Source organism: Streptomyces sp. RG80, assembly GCF_040446465.1.
Classification (GTDB): Bacteria; Actinomycetota; Actinomycetes; order Streptomycetales; family Streptomycetaceae; genus Streptomyces.
Window position 1 is genome coordinate 347,938 of the sequence record NZ_JBEAAJ010000005.1, and the last position, 17,115, is coordinate 365,052.

General features: G+C 71.9%; 11 protein-coding genes. 6 read left to right on the top strand and 5 right to left on the bottom strand.

Going from position 1 to position 17,115, the window contains the following annotated elements; genetic code table 11:
* Nucleotides 1–18 precede the first annotated feature (18 nt).
* Nucleotides 19–2,937, top strand: coding sequence for a helix-turn-helix transcriptional regulator (locus ABKA17_RS19310; RefSeq protein ID WP_353693333.1), 2,919 nt, complete (start codon nucleotides 19–21; stop codon nucleotides 2,935–2,937).
* Here ABKA17_RS19310 and ABKA17_RS19315 read toward each other — a convergent pair whose 3' ends face one another.
* Genes ABKA17_RS19315 through ABKA17_RS19330 form a run of 4 tightly spaced genes read right to left on the bottom strand, consistent with a single transcriptional unit; the run spans nucleotide 2,938 to nucleotide 9,458 of the window.
* Nucleotides 2,938–4,134 carry an SGNH/GDSL hydrolase family protein gene (locus ABKA17_RS19315; RefSeq protein ID WP_353693334.1) on the bottom strand — a complete coding sequence of 399 codons (1,197 nt, stop codon included), beginning with the start codon at nucleotides 4,132–4,134 and terminating at the stop codon, nucleotides 2,938–2,940.
* Nucleotides 4,131–6,446: a glycosyl hydrolase family 95 catalytic domain-containing protein gene (locus ABKA17_RS19320; protein ID WP_353693335.1), complete on the bottom strand. Its 2,316-nt coding sequence runs from the start codon at nucleotides 6,444–6,446 to the stop codon at nucleotides 4,131–4,133. The genes ABKA17_RS19315 and ABKA17_RS19320 overlap by 4 nt, the downstream gene beginning before the upstream one ends.
* A gap of 21 nt (nucleotides 6,447–6,467) precedes the next feature.
* Nucleotides 6,468–8,264 (bottom strand): alpha-galactosidase D, encoded by a 1,797-nt coding sequence (locus ABKA17_RS19325; protein ID WP_353693336.1) that lies wholly within the window; start codon nucleotides 8,262–8,264, stop codon nucleotides 6,468–6,470.
* Nucleotides 8,265–8,288: 24 nt separating this feature from the next.
* A complete protein-coding gene (locus ABKA17_RS19330; RefSeq protein WP_353693337.1) occupies nucleotides 8,289–9,458 on the bottom strand; it encodes an ROK family protein in 1,170 nt (389 codons plus the stop codon).
* A gap of 95 nt (nucleotides 9,459–9,553) precedes the next feature.
* Between ABKA17_RS19330 and ABKA17_RS19335 the strand changes: the two genes are divergently transcribed.
* Entirely contained in the window at nucleotides 9,554–10,294 is a 741-nt protein-coding gene (locus ABKA17_RS19335; RefSeq protein ID WP_353693338.1) for a hypothetical protein, read from the top strand.
* Between the two features lie 15 nt (nucleotides 10,295–10,309).
* Here ABKA17_RS19335 and ABKA17_RS19340 read toward each other — a convergent pair whose 3' ends face one another.
* Entirely contained in the window at nucleotides 10,310–12,067 is a 1,758-nt protein-coding gene (locus tag ABKA17_RS19340) for a M4 family metallopeptidase (RefSeq protein WP_353693339.1), read from the bottom strand.
* Nucleotides 12,068–12,370: 303 nt separating this feature from the next.
* Between ABKA17_RS19340 and ABKA17_RS19345 the strand changes: the two genes are divergently transcribed.
* The 4 genes from ABKA17_RS19345 to ABKA17_RS19360 all read left to right on the top strand — a co-directional run bounded on the left by ABKA17_RS19345 (nucleotide 12,371) and on the right by ABKA17_RS19360 (nucleotide 17,007).
* A complete protein-coding gene (locus tag ABKA17_RS19345; protein ID WP_353693340.1) occupies nucleotides 12,371–13,597 on the top strand; it encodes a serine hydrolase domain-containing protein in 1,227 nt (408 codons plus the stop codon).
* A 107-nt stretch (nucleotides 13,598–13,704) separates the two neighbouring features.
* Nucleotides 13,705–15,201 carry a CAP domain-containing protein gene (locus ABKA17_RS19350; RefSeq protein WP_353693341.1) on the top strand — a complete coding sequence of 499 codons (1,497 nt, stop codon included), beginning with the start codon at nucleotides 13,705–13,707 and terminating at the stop codon, nucleotides 15,199–15,201.
* Between the two features lie 56 nt (nucleotides 15,202–15,257).
* Nucleotides 15,258–15,935, top strand: a complete 678-nt coding sequence (locus ABKA17_RS19355; RefSeq protein ID WP_353693342.1) for an AIM24 family protein — start codon at nucleotides 15,258–15,260, stop codon at nucleotides 15,933–15,935.
* A 112-nt stretch (nucleotides 15,936–16,047) separates the two neighbouring features.
* On the top strand, nucleotides 16,048–17,007 hold the full coding sequence (locus tag ABKA17_RS19360) for a threonine/serine dehydratase family protein (protein WP_353693343.1): 960 nt from the start codon (nucleotides 16,048–16,050) through the stop codon (nucleotides 17,005–17,007).
* Nucleotides 17,008–17,115: the final 108 nt, after the last annotated feature.

Sequence of the window (17,115 nt, forward strand, 5' to 3'; positions counted from 1 at the left end):
CGGTGACAGGATGTGCGTGTGCCTGTGACCTCCTTCTCCTCCCCTCTCGTCGGGCGGAACGACGAACTCGCCCGACTCGCCGGTGTGCTCGAGCGTGCCCGGGGCGGTGAGGCCCGTGCCGTCCTGATCGCCGGGGACGCCGGCGTGGGCAAGACACGGATGCTGGACGAGGCCGCGGGGCGGGCCGCTCTGGCCGGGATGACCGTGCTCACGGGGCACTGTGTCGACCTCGGTGACGTGGGTCTGCCCTATCTGCCGTTCACGGAGATCCTCGGCCTGCTCGCCTCCGACGAACGCTTCGCCCCGGTGCTCACCGGACATCCGGTGGCCGAACGGCTGTTGGGCGGCGGAGGCGACGGCGGGCGGCTTCAGCTGTTCGAGGGGATGGCGGGGCTGCTGGCCGATCTCGCCGACGTCGCACCCCTGTTGCTGGTGCTGGAGGATCTGCACTGGGCCGACCAGTCCTCCCGGGATCTGCTGCGGTTCCTGCTCAGCCGGGGCGTTCTGCAACGGCCGGCGGGCGGGGCGCCCACGCATCGGCTGGCGTTGTTCGCGTCGTACCGGGCCGACGATCTGCACCGGCGTCATCCGCTGCGCCCGTTGCTGGCCGAGCTGGTGCGCCTGCCCGCCGTCGAACGGCTTGAGCTGCGGCCGCTGGCCGACGCCGAGGTGACACGGCTCGTGCAGGGGCTGCGGGAGCGGCCGTTGCCGGAGGCCACGGTCCGGCGGATCGTCGAACGGGCCGAGGGCAACGCCTTCTACGCCGAGGAACTGGTCGCGGCCACGGACACCGAGGCCGGCGGGGTGCCCAGCGGGCTGGCGGATGTGCTGCTGATCCGGTTCGAGCAACTCTCGGACACCGCCCAGCAGGTGCTGCGGACCGCCGCCGTGGCGGGGCGGCGCGTCGAGCACGACCTGCTGCGGGACGCCGTAGGGCTGCCGGAGGACGACCTGGAGACGGCACTGCGTGAGGCCGTCGGGCGGCAGCTGCTCGTGCCCGGGGACAGGGACACGTACTCCTTCCGGCACGCCCTGGCCCGGGAGGCCGTCTACGCCGACCTGCTGCCCGGTGAACGGGCGCGGCTGCACGGCGCGTTCGCCCGGCTGCTGGCCGGGCGCGGACACCGGGCCGAAACGGCCGCCGAGCGTGCCCACCACTACCGCGAGAGCCATGATCTCGCCGAGGCGCTGGCCGCCTCGCTGGAGGCCGCCGACCATGCCCAGCGGATCGGGGCACCCGCCGAGGAGCTACGGCATCTCGAGGCGGCCCTGGACATGTGGTCGGCCGTCGACCCGGCCGCACGTCCCTCCGACGACCGGGTGACGCTCACCCTGCGCGCCTCGGCCGCGGCCGCGCACGCCGGTGAGGCGCACCGCGCGGTCTCCCTCACCCGTGCCGCGCTGGCCGGCATCGACCAGGACGCCGACTCCGAACTCGCCGCCCGGGTCCGCTACACCCTCGCCGGGAACCTGATCGACGTCGACAACCTGACCGCGGCGTTCCAGTACAGCAGCGAGGCGCTCGCCCTGATCCCGGCCGATCCGCCGTCACGGACCTGGGTGTGGGCGGCGGCCACCCATGTCACCGCGGCCCGTCACGTCGGCGAGAACGAGATCGCGCTGCGGGTGGCCCGCGAAGCCCTGCGCGTCGCCGAGCAGTTGGAGGCGAAGGACGCCCGGGCGGACCTGATCATTTCGCTGGCCGCCCTCGAAAGCGGGGGCCGCGGCACGTCGGAGGGCCGTGGCCGGATCACCGAGGCCAGGGAGCTGGCCCACGCCGCGGGCAACGCGTCCGTGGAGATGCGCGCGCTGTTCAACCTCGCCATCGGCTCCTACGAGGCCGGCGATCTGGAGGCGGCCCTGCCCTGGCTGGCCGAGGGCCTGGACCGGGCCCGCCGGGCCGGGCTGCTGTCCGCGGCCTACCCCCGCGCGATGCGCCACCTCCAGCTCGTGGTGCTCTACACCCTGGGCCGCTGGGACGAGTGCCTGCGGGCGGCGGCCGGCGACGCGGAACTGCCCGCGCTGAGCGGGTACGCGGCCGGGCCCGCGCTCTATGTCGCCCTCGCCCGCGGTGACCTCACGGCCGCCGACCGGGCCCGCGCTCTGCTCCAGGGGCCCTTCGACTGGATGGCCACGCTCGTCGCGGGCATCTCGCTGACCGAGGCGGCGGCACTGCACGGTGACGCCGAGACCGCGGTGGAGCAGCTGCGGTCGACGGTCAAGGCCCTCACCGACGACGCGGGCACCCGTCCCGACGTGACGGTCCGGCTCGCCGCCCGCGCGCTGTCCGCGGTCGCCGACACGGCCTCCGGGCTGCGCCTGACCGGCGACGAGGCCGGCGCGGGACGCTGGTCGGCCACGGCCGACCAGCTGGTGGAACTGGCCCGGCACGCGGCCGCGCGCGGTGAGGACGGCACTCCGCAGGGGCCGGAGGGTCAGGCGTGGCTGGCGCGTGCCGAGGCGGAGTGGGCGCGGGCGGTGTCCGGGCCGGACGCGGCGGCCTGGGAGAAGGCGGTCGCCGCGTTCGGCTTCGGCGATCCCTATGAACTCGCCCGCTGCCGACTCCGGTTCGCCGAGGCGCTGGTGGCGGCCGACCGGCGCGAGGAGGCGGCGGCCGAGGCGACCGCCGCCCGGGAGACGGCCGTACGACTGGGGGCGACGCTCCTGCTGGACCAGGCGGACCAGTTGATACGCCGGGGCCGTCTCGCGGCCTCCCCGGCGACCGCGACCGGCGCCTCGCCGCTCACCGCCCGCGAGCAGGACGTTCTGCGGCTGCTGGCCCTCGGGCGCAGCAACCGGCAGATCGGCGAGGAGCTGTTCATCAGCGGCAAGACGGCCAGCGTGCACGTGTCGAACATCCTCGCCAAGCTGGGCGCCGCGAGCCGTACCGAGGCGGTGGCCGTCGCCTACCGGGAAGGCCTGATCGCCCCGGAGTGATCAGCGGTCCGCACAGTCGAGGCTCGGCAGGTCGACGGCGTCGGCCATGGCCTGCATCCCCTTGTCGTTGGGGTGGATGTGGTCGCCGCCGTCGAGGGCGGGGAGCATGCGCTCGTGGTCGTAGGGGCTGCGTAGGATCCGGTCGAAGTCGGTGACCGCGTCGAACTCCCCGCTGTCCCTGATGAAGGCGTTCACCTCCCGGCGTACGGCCTCGGCGGCCGGGTCCCATTCCGACCAGCCCTTGAAGGGCCCGACGGTGGCCCCGACCACGCACTTGCCGGCCGCGTGCGCCCGGCCGACGATCTCCCGGTAGCCGTCGATCAGGTCCTGGGCGGTGACGCCGGTGTGGGCCTTGATGTCGTTGACGCCCTCGAAGAGGAACACGGTGCGCACGCCCGGCTGGGAGAGCACATCGCGGTCCAGCCGGTTCAGGGCGCTCTGTCCGGGGCCGTCGGCCAGCACCTGGTTGCCGGAGATCCCCTCGTTGGCGACGCCCTTGACCAGGCCGCGCGACTTCTGGAGCCGGCGGGCCAGGTAGTCGGGCCAGCGGCGGTTGAGGTCGGTCGTGGACTGCCAGCCGTCGGTGATGGAGTCGCCGAGCGCGACCACGGCCCCGGCGTCGGCGCGTACCGACACCGCGTCCAGGTAGAACCACGACCCGATGGTCTCGGTCCAGTGCGTGCCGCCCTCCTCGGCGGTGTGGTCGCCCCGGGTGGCGTACGAGGTCTGCATGGCCATCCAGTGGCCGGTGAGCGGGCCCGCCGCGTCCGGGGTGTGCACGCTGACGACCAGGTCGCTGCCGGCGGGGAGTCTCCCGGGCAGCGGGTCGCTGTACACGACGGCGCCGGCCGGGACGGTGATGGAGCTCTCGTCGTCGAAGGAGAGGCGCCGGTTGCTGCCGGGGACCAGCGCGGCGCCCTCCCGTCGGATCCCGGCGTAGACGCTGTCGAAGGTCACCGGGCGGTCCCCGAAGGCGTTGGAGAGCCGGATCCGCGCGTCCCGGCCGCCGACGCTGGTGTGCACGACCATCCGGTAGCCGCGGTCGGCGACGGCCTCGCCGATACGGTCGGCGCTCGCGCCCCAGGTGACCACTCCGTCGGGTGGGACGGTCGCGGCCGATGCCGGGGTGGCTTGCAGGACGGCGGCCACGAGGGTGACGGCGAGCAGACGGCAGCCGCGGGCGATACGGCCCGTCACCGGGCGAAGTCCGTCAGTGTGACGGTGGCGCCCGGTTTCATCGACACGGTCCGGGACTTCCCGGCGTACTGGACCGTCGTGGTGCGGCCGCCGATGCTGCGGATGCGTGCCTCGGTCGGTTTCCCATCCCTCCACCGTAGATCGACGACGAAGCCGCCGCGGGCACCGGCCCCGGTGAGGGAACCGGACGCGGCCCAGGCGTCCGGGAGGGCGGGGAGCAGTTCGAGGTGGCCCGGGCGCGAGTAGAGCAGCATCTCGATCATCGCGGCCGGGGTGCCGAAGTTGGCGTCGATCTGGAAGATGCCCCGGCCGCGCTCCACCTCGTAGATGTCGAAGAGGTTGAAGGCGGTGCCGTTGCCGCCGCCGCTCGACGGGCGGAGGTTGTTGACGACCGACCGGTAGGCGTTCTCGGCGTTCTTCAGCCGCGCCCAGCACAGGCCGCGCCAGGCGTTCGCCCAGCCGAAGCTCTCCATGCCCCGCGCGGTGAGCAGGGCGGTGGCGCCCGCCACCAGGGCGGCCGGGGTGGAGCCGTCGGGGCGGATGCGGTCGCCGGGGAAGAGGCCGACGAGCGGGGAGAGGTGGCGGTGGGTGGTCTCGCCGAGGTTGTCGGGGGACATCCACTCCTCCAGCCAGCCGGTGGTGGGGCTGACCCGCGGCAGGTACAGCCGCTTGCGGAGACCGGAGATCGTGGCGGCGAAGCCGGGGTCCTTCTTCAACTCCGCCGCCGCGACGCAGTAGTTGCCGAACAGATCCCGCACCAGCTCCTGGGCGTAGGTGATGCCCTTGGCGTCGAGCGGGCCGTGCTCGGGCGACCAGTCGCTGTCCGCGACGAGCACCTCCTCGGAGCTGCCGGGGAGGGTGGTGGTGAGCAGCCGGGACTCCCAGAACTCGCAGGCGCCCTTCAACAGGGGGTAGATCTTCGCCAGGTGGGCGCGGTCGGCGGTGAACTCGTAGTGTTCCCACAGGGAGTTGCACAGCCAGGCGTTGCCCGCAGGGTGCCACCACCAGCCGCCTCCGCCGAAGGGGTTGGTGGAGATGGCGACCGTCCACCCGGCGTTCTTGCCCGTGGAGTTGCGGTAGCGGTTGCGGGGGTCGTTGAACAGCCGGCGGGTGAGGTCGGTCCACGACGGCAGCTGGGCGACGCAGTAGTCGGTGAACGCGTCGAAGCAGGGCGCGAGGCCGGCCCGGTCGGCCATCCAGTAGTTCATCTGGATGTTGATGTCGGTGTGGTAGTCGCCCATCCAGTCCGGATCGTTGCCGTCGAGCCAGAGCCCCTGGAGGTTGAGCGGCAGGCTGCCGCGCGAGCCGGCGATCATCAGATAGCGGCCGAACTGGAGGTACTGGGCCTCGAGCTCGGGGTCGGGCACGCCGTCCCTGGCGCGGGCCCGGAGCCGTTCCCAGGTGTCGAGGGAGCGCTGCTCGTCGGTGGAGGTGCCGAGGGAGACTCCGAGGTTTCCGAACAGGGCGCGGTGGTCGGCGACATGGGTGCGCAGCAGGGAGCTCGGTGACTGACGGGCCGCCGCCCGGACCCTGGTGCGGGCCTGTCTCTCGGGGTCGAGGGAGGGATCGCGGAATCCCGCCGAGGGGTCGGGCGCGTAGTCGGTGCCGCCGCTCACGATCACGGTGAGGTCCTTGCACCCGGCGAAGGTGATGTGCTGCCCGTCGACCCGGACGCGGCCCCCGGTGCCGTGGGCGGTGACGGCGGCGCCGTAGCGCAGGCCGTTGGAGAGGGCGGCCCCGAAGGAGACCGCGGGGTCCTCGCCGTGCATGCCGTCCAGGGTGACGGTGCCGGTGTAGCGGCCGCCGCCGCTCTGGGTGAAGTGCAGGACGATCACGTCGTCGGGGTGGCTGGCGAAGACCTGCCGTCGGTAGGTCACCCCGGAGCGGACATAGGACGCCCCCACGACTCCCTGGGCCAGGTCCAGGCTGCGGCGGTAGCCGGACACGGCGGACAGGTCGTGGTCGGGGATGTCGACGGTGAGCCGGGCGAGCAGGGTGAACGAGCCGAAGTCCTGGCGGCCGTAGGGGAACTGGCCGTCGGTGTCGAGGGTGTCGTTGCGGCCGCCGGTCCACATCGTGGCGTCGGTGAGGAGAAGGAGTTCACGGCCGGGGTCGTTGCTCGCGAGGGCGCCGAGGCGGCCGTTGCCGACGGGCAGGCCCTGTTCGATCATGGAGTGCTCGTCGGCGGGGGCCTGCCACCAGAGTTCGTCACTCCTGGAGGCGGCCGCCGCCTGGGACGCGGGCAGCAGGGTGAGGGCGCCGGCCGCGGCGGTGAGGGCGAGGACGCCACGTCTGGACGGTTCGATGTGCATGACGGCTCCTGGGGGGCTCGCTCAGGACGACTGGGGGATGTCGATCCGGTCGATGTCCGGCGCGTAGCCGGTGCCGCTGTCGAAGGTGATCGTGTTGGCGCCCGCCTTGAGCGTGACGGGGATGTGGACGCTCGAGACCGTCCCCCAGTCGCCGGTGGCGGGGAGCTTGTGGCGGGTGGCGCCGCCGCCGTTCGCGGAGACGTCCACCGAGCGGGCGTCGCCGCTGATGTAGGAGACCTTGATCTGGTAGGTGCCGGCCTTGGCGACGATGACGTCGTTGAAGGTGAGCTTGCCGCCGAGGTACAAGTTGCCGACCTTCTTTCCGTCGGAGCACGCGGAGCAGTCGGCGACGGAGGCGTTGCCGCCGAGGGTGTTGGCCGGGGACTCGGCCTCGATGCCGGCCCACTTCACGGCCGTTCCGTGCGGGGTGACCGTGAACAGGCGGGAGCCGTGGGCGGGCAGGGCCTGGGTGATGCGGTTCTTGTAGGTGCCGAGGTTCTCGTGGTTCCAGAGGTCGCGGACCGCGGCCTTGCCGGTGAAGCCGAGGGTGGTCCAGTCGGCGGTGACGGCGGCGGGGCTGTCGGCGAGGTTGAACAGGGCGACGGTGTACGTCCCGTCGGGGTTCTTCGCGGCCCAGACCTGCTGCGGGTCGGAGGGGGTGACCGGGTGCGCGGGCGGGTTGGGGCCCTGGTTGAGTGCGATGACCTCGCGGTTGGTCAGCAGGGACAGGCCGTAGGAGTCGAGGCGGGTGAGGTCGTCGCCGGTGTAGAGGGGGGACTTGGCGATGGCCCACAGGGTGGCGTAGCTCTGCCGTTCGGCCTTGGTGAGGCCGTCCATCTGCCCGTTGCCGACGTCGAGGGAGTCCAGGTCGTTCCAGCCGCCGGGCCCCGCGTGCCGGGTCCAGGCCGGGGTGTCGTCCCAGCGGTCGTCGACGGAGTTCTCCCAGCTGACGAGGGTGTTGCAGTAGCACTCGACGTCGGTGTCGAGGCGCCAGCCCTGGGAGTACTTCTTCCAGTCGGCGGCGCGGCCGATGTCCAGGGACCAGGAGAGTTCGAGGTGGATCGGGCGGCCGGTCTCCGCGATCGCCCGGTGCCAGGCGGCCACGTCGGCAACGTTGTCGTACTGGTCGCCGCTCTTGCCGGAACCGGGGCCGACGCCGTCGAGCTTGAGGAAGTCGTAGCCCCAGTCGGCGATCAACCGAGCTTGTGAGTCTATGTACTTGGCCGTGCACGGCTTGGCGAAGTCGAGCTTGTAGGCGCTGTCCCAGCCGTTGGTGGTGCGCAGGTCGTCGTAGACGATGTCGGCGGTGGTGCAGCCCTCGGCGTTCCAGACGGGCGTCTTCCCGTCGCCGTACGCGCCCTTCTCCAGGCCGGCCGGGAGATAGATGCCCGCCTTGAGGCCCTTTGCGTGGAGGTCGTCGGCGACGGCCTTCATGCCGCGCGGGAAGCGGGAGGGGTCGGGCTTCTGGCGGCCGTACTGGTCGAACCCGGACTTCCAGGCCTTGTCCATCCACCAGCCGGCGTCGATGTTGACATACTCGTAGCCGTAGCGCTTCAGCTTGGCGGCCATGGCGCCGGCCTGCTTCAGGACGTTGGCCTCGGTGAGGTAGCTGTAGTCGCCGTCCGGGTTGAGGCCGGGGTACTTGGAGGACTGCATGCTCCAACTGGACCAGCCCATGTAGGGCTTGGCGGCGAGGGCGGGAGCGGTGGTCTCGGCCCTCGCCGCCGGGGCGGCGGTGACGGCGCCGGCGGCGAGGGCCAGCACCACGAGGGCTCTGGCGGTGCGTGCGGGCATGACGGAGTACGGGGATGACCGCATGGGTCGTACCTCCCGGGTCGGGGGTCAGATGTCGGCTCGTATGAAGGACTGGATCGCGGTGGCCGCGGCCCCGCGGGCCCACTCCTCGAAGGGCAGCGGGCGGGTCTGGACGTCGCACTGGGCGGCGGAGCCGAAGGCGGCCGCGACGAAGGCGTCGCGGATCTGTTCGGCGAACAGGTCGTAGGCGGCGAGGCCCTCGCCGGAGATGATCACGCGTTCGGGGCCGAGGAGGTTGGCGACGGTGGCGATCCCCCGGCCGATCGCCTCGCCGGCCCGGGCGTACACCTCGCGCGCCCCGGCGACGCCTCGCCGGGCGAGGGTCAACGCCTCGGCTGCGTCGGCGAGTTCGACGCCGGTGATCTCTTCGATCCGGCGGACGATCGCGGCCTCTCCGGCGATCGCCTCCACACAGCCGCGGTTGCCGCAGTGGCACAGCGGGCCGTCGGGGTCGACGGTCACATGGCCGATCTCGCCGGCCACGCCGTGCGCTCCGGCGACCGCCCGGCCGTGCACCACCAGGCCGCAGCCGATGCCCGCGCCGACGGTCACCACGGCGAAGTCGGACAGGCCCGCGCCGGCGCCGAACCACTGCTCGGCGACGGTCAGGGCGCGCACGTCGTTGTCGACGGTGACGGGCAACCCGGTGGTCATGGCGGCGAGTTCGGCGAGCGGCACGTCGTGCCAGTCGAGGAACGGCGAGTAGCGGACGGCGCCCTCGGTCCGGTCCACGTCACCGGAGACGGCGATGCCCAGACCCAGCACCGGGACGTCGGCCGCCTCGGTCGACAGGTCCTGGACCAGGTCGGCGATGGACGCGAGGACGGCCTTGGGCGCGCGGTCGGGCAGCGGCACCCGGCGGGCGACGCGGATGCGGCAGCACAGGTCGGTGAGGACGGCGATGATCTCGTCGCCGGTCACCTTGACGCCGATGAACAGCGCCCGTCCGCCGTCGACCCGCACGAGGTTGGCGGGCCGTCCGAGCGCCGGGCGGGCCTCGTCGTCGGCGCCCTCCACCAGGTATCCGGCCTCGATGAGGGGCCGGACCGCCTTGGTGACGGCGGCCGGGGACAGCCCGGCACGCCGGGCCACTTCCAGCCGGGCGAGCGGGCCTTGGGACAGAACCGTGGTGAACACCTGCGAGGCCGCGGGGGTGTTGACGGGGAACGTCGTCTCGGCGCGAGGAGTCGGGCGCATGGCCGGGAACTTAGAGGGGTTCTTTTCCGTCGTCAATAAAAGAAGCAGGATTCGTCTGTGACCGGGCTGTCAGTGCCGGGCGGCACAATCACCTCATGACGACGATCAACTGGGCCGAGCTGACGCACGCCTACGGCAGCGCGGAGGACATCCCCGGACTCTTCGCGCGGCTCGGCGGCCCCGAGGACGACAAGGTGTGGAACGACCTGTGGTCCGCGCTGTGTCATCAGGGGTCGGTGTACGAGGCGAGCTGGGCGGCGATGCCGGTCCTCGCGGACATCGCGCTGGGCCGGGCGCCCGGTGAGCCGCTCCAGGCGGTGCTGATGGCCGGGCTGATCACGACGGACGCGGACGCCTCACGCCGCGAGCACTACGCCCACGAGATCGAGGAGTTGCTCGGCGTCGCACGCGCGCTGTTCGCCGCAGGGGGTCTGGAGACGGGCGACTTCGTGTATCTCCAGATGGCCGTCCTGGCCCTGGAGGACGGCGGAGTATGGGCTTCGGCCCTGGAGGGAGTACTCAACGAGGAGTACGAGCTGGAGTGCCCCGCGTGCGAGGACGGCCTCTTCGTCGCCTTCGGCTCCTACGGCCACTTCACCGTGGCGGGCGACTACGTGACCGGCCCGGGCGCGGAGGACGAGGAGGGCAGGGCGCGGCTCGTGCCCACGGCACCGGAGCGGTTCGAGGGGATCGGCGCCCGACTGCACCGGGAGGCCGTGGCGGCGGGCCGGGCGGAGGTGGCGCTCGCGCTCACGTATGTCTTCGGCAGGGCCCACTGCCCCTCCTGCGACGCCGAGTTCGGTGTGTCCGACGAGGTGGAGAGACAGTGGGCGTGACAGCGGGGTGTGCCGTCAGTGCCTGGCGGCCGGGGTGTTGGCCGCGGTGACGTTGACGGCGGCCCAGGACCGGTTCACCGCCTTGTACTCGGCGCTGTTCGCGCCGTAGAGGTCCTTCGCCGCCTTCAGGGTCGCCGTACGGGCGTCGTGGAAGTCGGTGGAGGAGACCATGTAGCGGGTCAGGGCGCGGTAGTAGATCGCCGTGGCCTTGGTGCGTCCGATGCCCTTGGCGGGCAGACCGTCGACGGTCGGCGAGTCGTAGGTGACGCTGCCGATCTTCTTGCGGCCGCTGCCCTCGGCGAGCAGGTAGTACGCGTGCGAGGACACGCCCGAACCGGCGTGCACCTCGGCGTCGTAGACCGCCGGCGACCAGTAGTCGATGGCGCCCTCGAGCACGTCGAGGGAGGGCTTGTCGAGGCGGCGCAGGAACTTCTGGTCCAGGCCGAGCTTCTCGCCCAGGAGGTAGTTCGGCGGGTTCTTCGGGTTGTTGGCGCTGAACTCGACGTTCGAGCCGAAGATGTCCGCCAGGGACTCGTTGAGCGAGCCGGCCTCGCCGTACTGGTTGCCGTCGGCGTCCACCCGGGTGGGCTCCAGACGGGCGGTCGCGTCCACGACACCGTGGGTGAGCTCGTGGCCGGTGACGTCGAGGACGACGAGCGGCTTCTTGAACATGTCGCCGTCACCGTCGCCGTACAGCATGCAGCCGCAGGCCGGGTCCCAGAACGCGTTGGCCACCTTGTTGCCGAAGTGGACCATCGCCTTGGCGCCCTTGGAGTTGTTGGCGATGCCCTTGCGACCGAAGGTCTTCTTGTAGAAGTCCAGGGTCTTGGTGATGCCGTACTGGGCGTCGACGGCGGCGCTGACACGGCTGGAGGTGGTGCCGTTGCCCCACTTGTTGGTGGTGCTGGTGAACTTCTTGCCGCGCGCGAAGTTCTCCAGCTCCTGGCCCTTGGCGTCCCGGGTCTCGGTGCCCCAGCGGTTGGGGTCCTTCAGGACGTAGCTGCGGCTGCCGGTCTTGGTGGTGGTCAGCGTGACCTTGCCGGCGAAGAGGGAGTTGCCGGTGCCCGAGGCGGTCGCCGCGAGGGCGTCCGTGCGCGGGGCGGTGCCGGTGGCCGGGTCCAGCTTCTCGCCCCGCTCGCGCAGGGTGTCGATGAGCTGCGGCGACAGGAACTCGTCGTTGTCCGGCGTGTTGCTGCGCACCTTGCCGGTGAGAGCGTCGACGACGACCGTGCTGGAGCCGCCGGCCTCGGCGGTGGCGCTGTCGCTGACCCGCACCTGGTAGGCGAGGGCCGCGGCGCCGGCGCGGGCGTCGACGACGAGCTCCGCCGGGCCCGCGTCGCCCTTGGCCGCGACGGCGGCACGCTCCTCGGCCTGCTGTGCCGTCAGTCGGGCCTTGGCGGCCTTGGGCTGGACGGCGTGGTCGGCCGCGCGGGTGACTCCGGTGTAGGCCAGCTGCCGGGTGAGGTGGACGACGAGGTCGCCGCCGAGCACCGGCATGCCGCGGTGGGCCCGGACGAACCGAACATGCCGGGCACCCTCCGGGTCGACCATGACGTCCTGGGCCTGGAGTTCGTCGCCCTGGACGACGCCCGTCGCCTCGGCGTGGGCGAACGCGGCGGTGCGGGCCGCGTCGACGACGGACGCGGCGGTGACGGCGGACGGCTTCGCCGACGTCCCCGTGGACGGGTCGGCGAAAGCCGTGCCCGCGAGCCCCGTGGCGGCCGTCGTCACCGCGACGGCGACGGCCAGGCTGCGTATATGGGGTCTACGCACTATTGAGGGTTCCTTCGCGCGAAGGCGGCCGGGATCACCAACCGCCCTGGTGCATGGCGCGGTTGAGCGCCATGGAGGCTGGTCGGGCCTCGGGAACAAACCCTTACGGATGAGTCATGTCCATGTAAAGCCGGAATAGTCGCTTTTCCAGCACTTCATGGCAATACTTTGCGAATCCGCAGCGCTCAGTGAGCGACGAGTCACCAACTGTGCGTCGGCTGTGGAGATGTGACGGAGTGCGAGGAGGTTGCCCGGCGTACGTGTGATCGATCTCGCATCGAGGAGAAACGGGAGAACACTCGGATGACATCAGCAACGCTGCGCAGAGCGACGGTCTCGGGGGCGCTCCTGCTGTCCCTGCTCGCGGTCCCGGCCCACGCCACGACCGCCGGCACCGACACGGTCCCGTCCGGCGCGGCGGCCCTGCCCGACCCCGACCTCACCGGGCTGCGCGGCGTACTGCGCACCGCCGTACGGCAGGGCGCGCCCGGCGCGATGGCCCGCATCGACGACCGCGGCACCGTCCACCGGGTCGTCACGGGCCTCGCCGACCGCAAGAGCCGACGGACCATCAGCACCCTCGACCGGTTCCGTATCGGCAGCGTCACCAAGACCTTCTCCGCAGTGGTCCTGCTGCAACTGGTCGACGAGAAGAAACTGAAGCTCGACGCGCCGGTCAACCGCTATCTGCCGGGCCTGCTGCCCGACGACCGCATCACCGTGCGCCACGTCCTGAGCCACCGCAGCGGACTGTACGACTACACCAACGACATGTTCGCCAGGTCGGTCCAGGGCTTCGAGGCCGTCCGCACCAAGGTCTTCACCTACCGCCAGCTGGTGAACCGCTCCCTGCGGCACGCCCGCACCAACAGCCCCGGCGCCGCCTACTCCTACTCCAACACCAACTTCGTGGTCGCCGGCCTGCTCATCGAGAAGCTCACCGGCCAGTCCGTGGGGACGGCCTACCAGAGCCGCATCATCGAGCCCCTCAAGCTGACCGACACCCTCTACGTCCACCCCGGCACCAAGATCCCCGGACGCCACACCCGCGGTTACATGACGCCCGACGTGGCGGGCGCGGCGCTGATCGACGCCACCCGGCAGACGACCTCCTGGGCACAGAGCGCGGGCGCGCTCCTCTCCACCACCGGCGACCTGAACACCTTCCTGTCCGCCCTGCTCGGCGGGAAGCTCACCTCCGCCAAGAGCCTGGACCAGATGCGCCGGTGGTGGAAGGTCAACAGCACCACGGCGTACGGCCTCGGCCTGCGCCGCCGCACCCTGTCCTGCGGGGTCTCGGTGTACGGGCACACGGGCGCCGTCCAGGGCTACTACACGTACGCGTTCACCTCGAAGGACGGCAAACGCAGCCTCAGCGCGCTCGCCAACACGTCCAACAACGGGACGGTACTCAACACCATGATGGGCACCCTGGAGTCGGCGTTCTGCGGCAAGCGGACGGCGGCGGTGCGCGGGTCCGCGCGGGTCGAGCGGTACGAGGACGTCGCTCCCGGGGTCGCGCTGGACTGACCTCTCGGGAACCCCGGTGCGCGGACGGACGTTCTTCGGACAACCTCACCGGGTGCCGTCTCCGGGCGATCCCAGTGGGTTCCGTACGACGACACCAGGACGGCGCGATGACCGAGTTGGTCCCCGGGGGCAATCTGCCCCTTCCGGCCGGTGCCGTGTCCGTGCGGGTGCCCGGACCGTTCGATCTGTCCGCGCTCATCACCGACGACAGCGGCAGGGTCCGGGGCGACGGCGACTTCGTGTTCTACAACCAGCCCGCCGCCCCGGGCGCCCGGCTGTCCGGCGACACCCTGACCGTCGAACCGGCCCGACTGCGCGCCGGCGCCACCCGGATCACGGTCGCCGTCAGCCCCGCCGACCCCGGCACCGCCCTGGGCCGGCTGCCCGCCCCCACCCTCCACCTCACCGGCCCGGACGGCCGCGCGCTCGCCCGGTTCGCCCCGCCACGCCCACGGCAGGAGACGGTCCTGCTGCTCGCGGAGATCTACCGGCGCGGCACAGGCTGGAAGCTGCGCGCCCTCGGCCAGGGGTACGCGGACGGACTGGCGGGACTGGCCCGGGACTTCGGAGTGGACGTCGCCGACGAACCGACCCCGACCTCCCCGCCGAAGCCCCCGTCCCGCCTTTTCGCCCCGCGCACTCCCCCGACATCGCCCGGAGCCCGGCCCACACCTGTGGCATCCACCGGTGCCAGGCCCGCACCCCCGGCATCCACCGGAGCCCGGTCCGCACCCCCGCCATCCTCCGGAGCACGCACCCCACACCCGATATCCGCCGGATCCCGACCCACGCCCCCGGCACCCCTCGCACCACCGCGCCCTTCCCCCGACGCCGACGGCTTCCTCCGTCTGGTCAACTCCGCGCGCGCCGCCGCCGGTGTCCCGCCCGTCTCCCTCGACGCCCGACTGGTCTCCGCCGCGCAGGCCCACGCCTCCGCGATGGCCACGACAGGCCGCCTCGGAGTCGAGGGCGGGGACGGCGTCTCCGTCTACCAGCGCCTCACCGCCACCGGCTACGCCTACATCACCGTCGGCGAACACCTGGTCTCCGGCCCGCGCACCCCCGCCGAGTTCGTGGACTACTGCCTGCGCACCGCACAGCCCCGCCAGACCCTGCACGACCCGGCCTTCACCCACGCCGGTCTGGCCCGGGCCTCCGGCGGCCGCACCGGCGACACCTACTGGACCGCCCTGTGGGCGAGGCCCTTCACCCCGACGGACCTGAGCCGCACGGCGCAGGAGGTGGTGGACCTGACCAACCGGGAACGCACCCGGCACGGCCTGTCTCCCCTGACCGTCGACCCGATCCTCGCCACCGCCGCGCAGGCCCACAGTGCCGACATGATCGCCCGTGCCTTCTACTCCCACACCTCGCCCGACGGCAGCCAGCCCTGGGACCGGGCGGCCGCCGCGGGATCGGGGCGGCGCTCGATCGGCGAGAACATCGCCTGCGGTCAGCGCTCTCCCGCCGAGGTCGTGGAGGGCTGGATGAACAGCCCCGGACACCGCGCCAACATCCTCAAGCCAGCCTTCACCCACATCGGGATCGGCTTCGCGGGCGGCGGTTCGGCGGGCACGTACTGGACCCAGCTCTTCGGCGCCTGACCGACACGCCGCGGGGCCCCATGGCGGAACGAGAACCTCCGGGCCACCATGCCCCCATGAAGGGTGACCTCTTTTCCAGTGAGCACATGGTCCAGCCGGCCGCGGCGCCGGGTATGTCGGTCGAGAACGCGAAGTGCATCAAGTACGCGGTGAACGGCGAGATGTTCGCCCGGCAGGGCGCGATGATCGCCTATCGCGGCAATCTCCAGTTCGAGCGCAAGGGCCAGGGCGTGGGCGGCATGCTGAAGCGCGCGGTCACCGGCGAGGGGCTGCCGCTGATGACGGTGCGCGGGCAGGGCGAGGCCTGGTTCGCGCAGGAGGCGCAGAACTGCTTCGTCGTCGACGTCGACCCGGGCGACGAGTTCACCGTCAACGGCCGCAACGTCCTGTGTTTCGACGCCTCGCTGTCGTACCGGATCGCGACGGTGAAGGGCGCGGGCATCTCCGGCGGCGGCCTGTTCAACAGTGTCTTCACCGGCAGCGGCAGGCTGGGGCTGGTCTGCGAGGGCAATCCGCTGGTGATCCCGGTCGGGCAGCAGTACCCCGTGTACGTCGACACGGACGCGATCGTGGGCTGGACCGCAGGCCTCCAGACCTCACTGCACCGTTCGCAGTCCATCGGGTCGATGCTGCGCGGCGGCTCGGGCGAGGCGGTACAGCTGATGCTCCAGGGCGAGGGCTACGTCGTCGTACGACCGAGCGAGGCGACTCCGCAGAAACCGCAGCAGCACTGACCTGGCCCGGGGCGGCGGGCGGGGTGGGCGCCGAATCCGTGTTGACGGCGCCCACCTGGCGCGTAAGGGTTCGAAGCGGTGCGGATCGTCCGTGCCGGAAGGGTGAACTGTCTTGATCGGGATCACCGACATCGAAGCCGCGGCCGAGCGGATCGCCGCCCACGTCGTCCGCACCCCGACCGTGCCGAGCCCCGGCCTGTCCGCCCTGCTCGGCGCTCCGGTCACCGCCAAGCTCGAACTGCTCCAGCGCACAGGGTCGTTCAAGGCCCGCGGGGCGACGGCGAAGCTGCTCTCGCTGACCGAGGCCGAGCGGGCCGCCGGGGTCGTGGCGGTGAGCGGCGGCAACCACGGCATCGCCCTCGCCATGATGGCCGCGGCACTCGATGTGAAGGCCACCGTGGTCATGCCGCGCTCGGCGCCCGCCCACGCGGTACGGATCGCGGAGGACGCCGGTGCGTCCGTGCGTGTCACCGACGACATGAGCCGCGCGTTCTCGCTGGTGACCGAGTTGCGGGACGAAGGGCTGACGCTGGTCCACCCCTTCGACGATCCGCTCGTGATCGCCGGCCAGGGGACCGTGGGGCTGGAGTTCGCCGAGGACGCCGGTGAGCTCACCGACGTGCTCGTCAGCATCGGGGGCGGCGGACTGATCGCCGGGGTCGCGGCGGCGTTGCGGGCCCGGCGTCCGGGGGTGCGGATCTGGGGCGTGGAGACCGAGGGCGCCACGGCCATGTCCGAGGCGCTGGCCGCGGGCGGACCGGTGCCGGTCACGCTGTCCTCGATCGTGTCCACGCTGAGCGCGCCGTCCGTGTCGCAGCTGACGTACGACCATGTCGTGGCCCTGGTCGACGAGGTCCTGGTGGTCACCGACCGGGAGGCGGTCGAGGGTTCGCTCCAGCTCGCCGACCACGCCAAGGTGTGGGCCGAGCCCGCCGCCGGCTGCCTCCTGCCCGCGGCCCGGCGGGTGCTGGAACGGGTCGGTGAGGGTGCCCGGCTGGGACTGGTGGTGTGCGGGGGCAACGCGACGACCGGAGATGTCAAAACCTGGGCAGAACGTTTCGAACTGCTCTGACCGTTCGTCAATTCCCTTCCGATGACAGCTCGTCAGGAAAAGCACCTGGCTTTCCGCTGAACGCACCCGGTCACGCCTCCCGTACCAGTGTGAAAGGTGAGAGCCAGG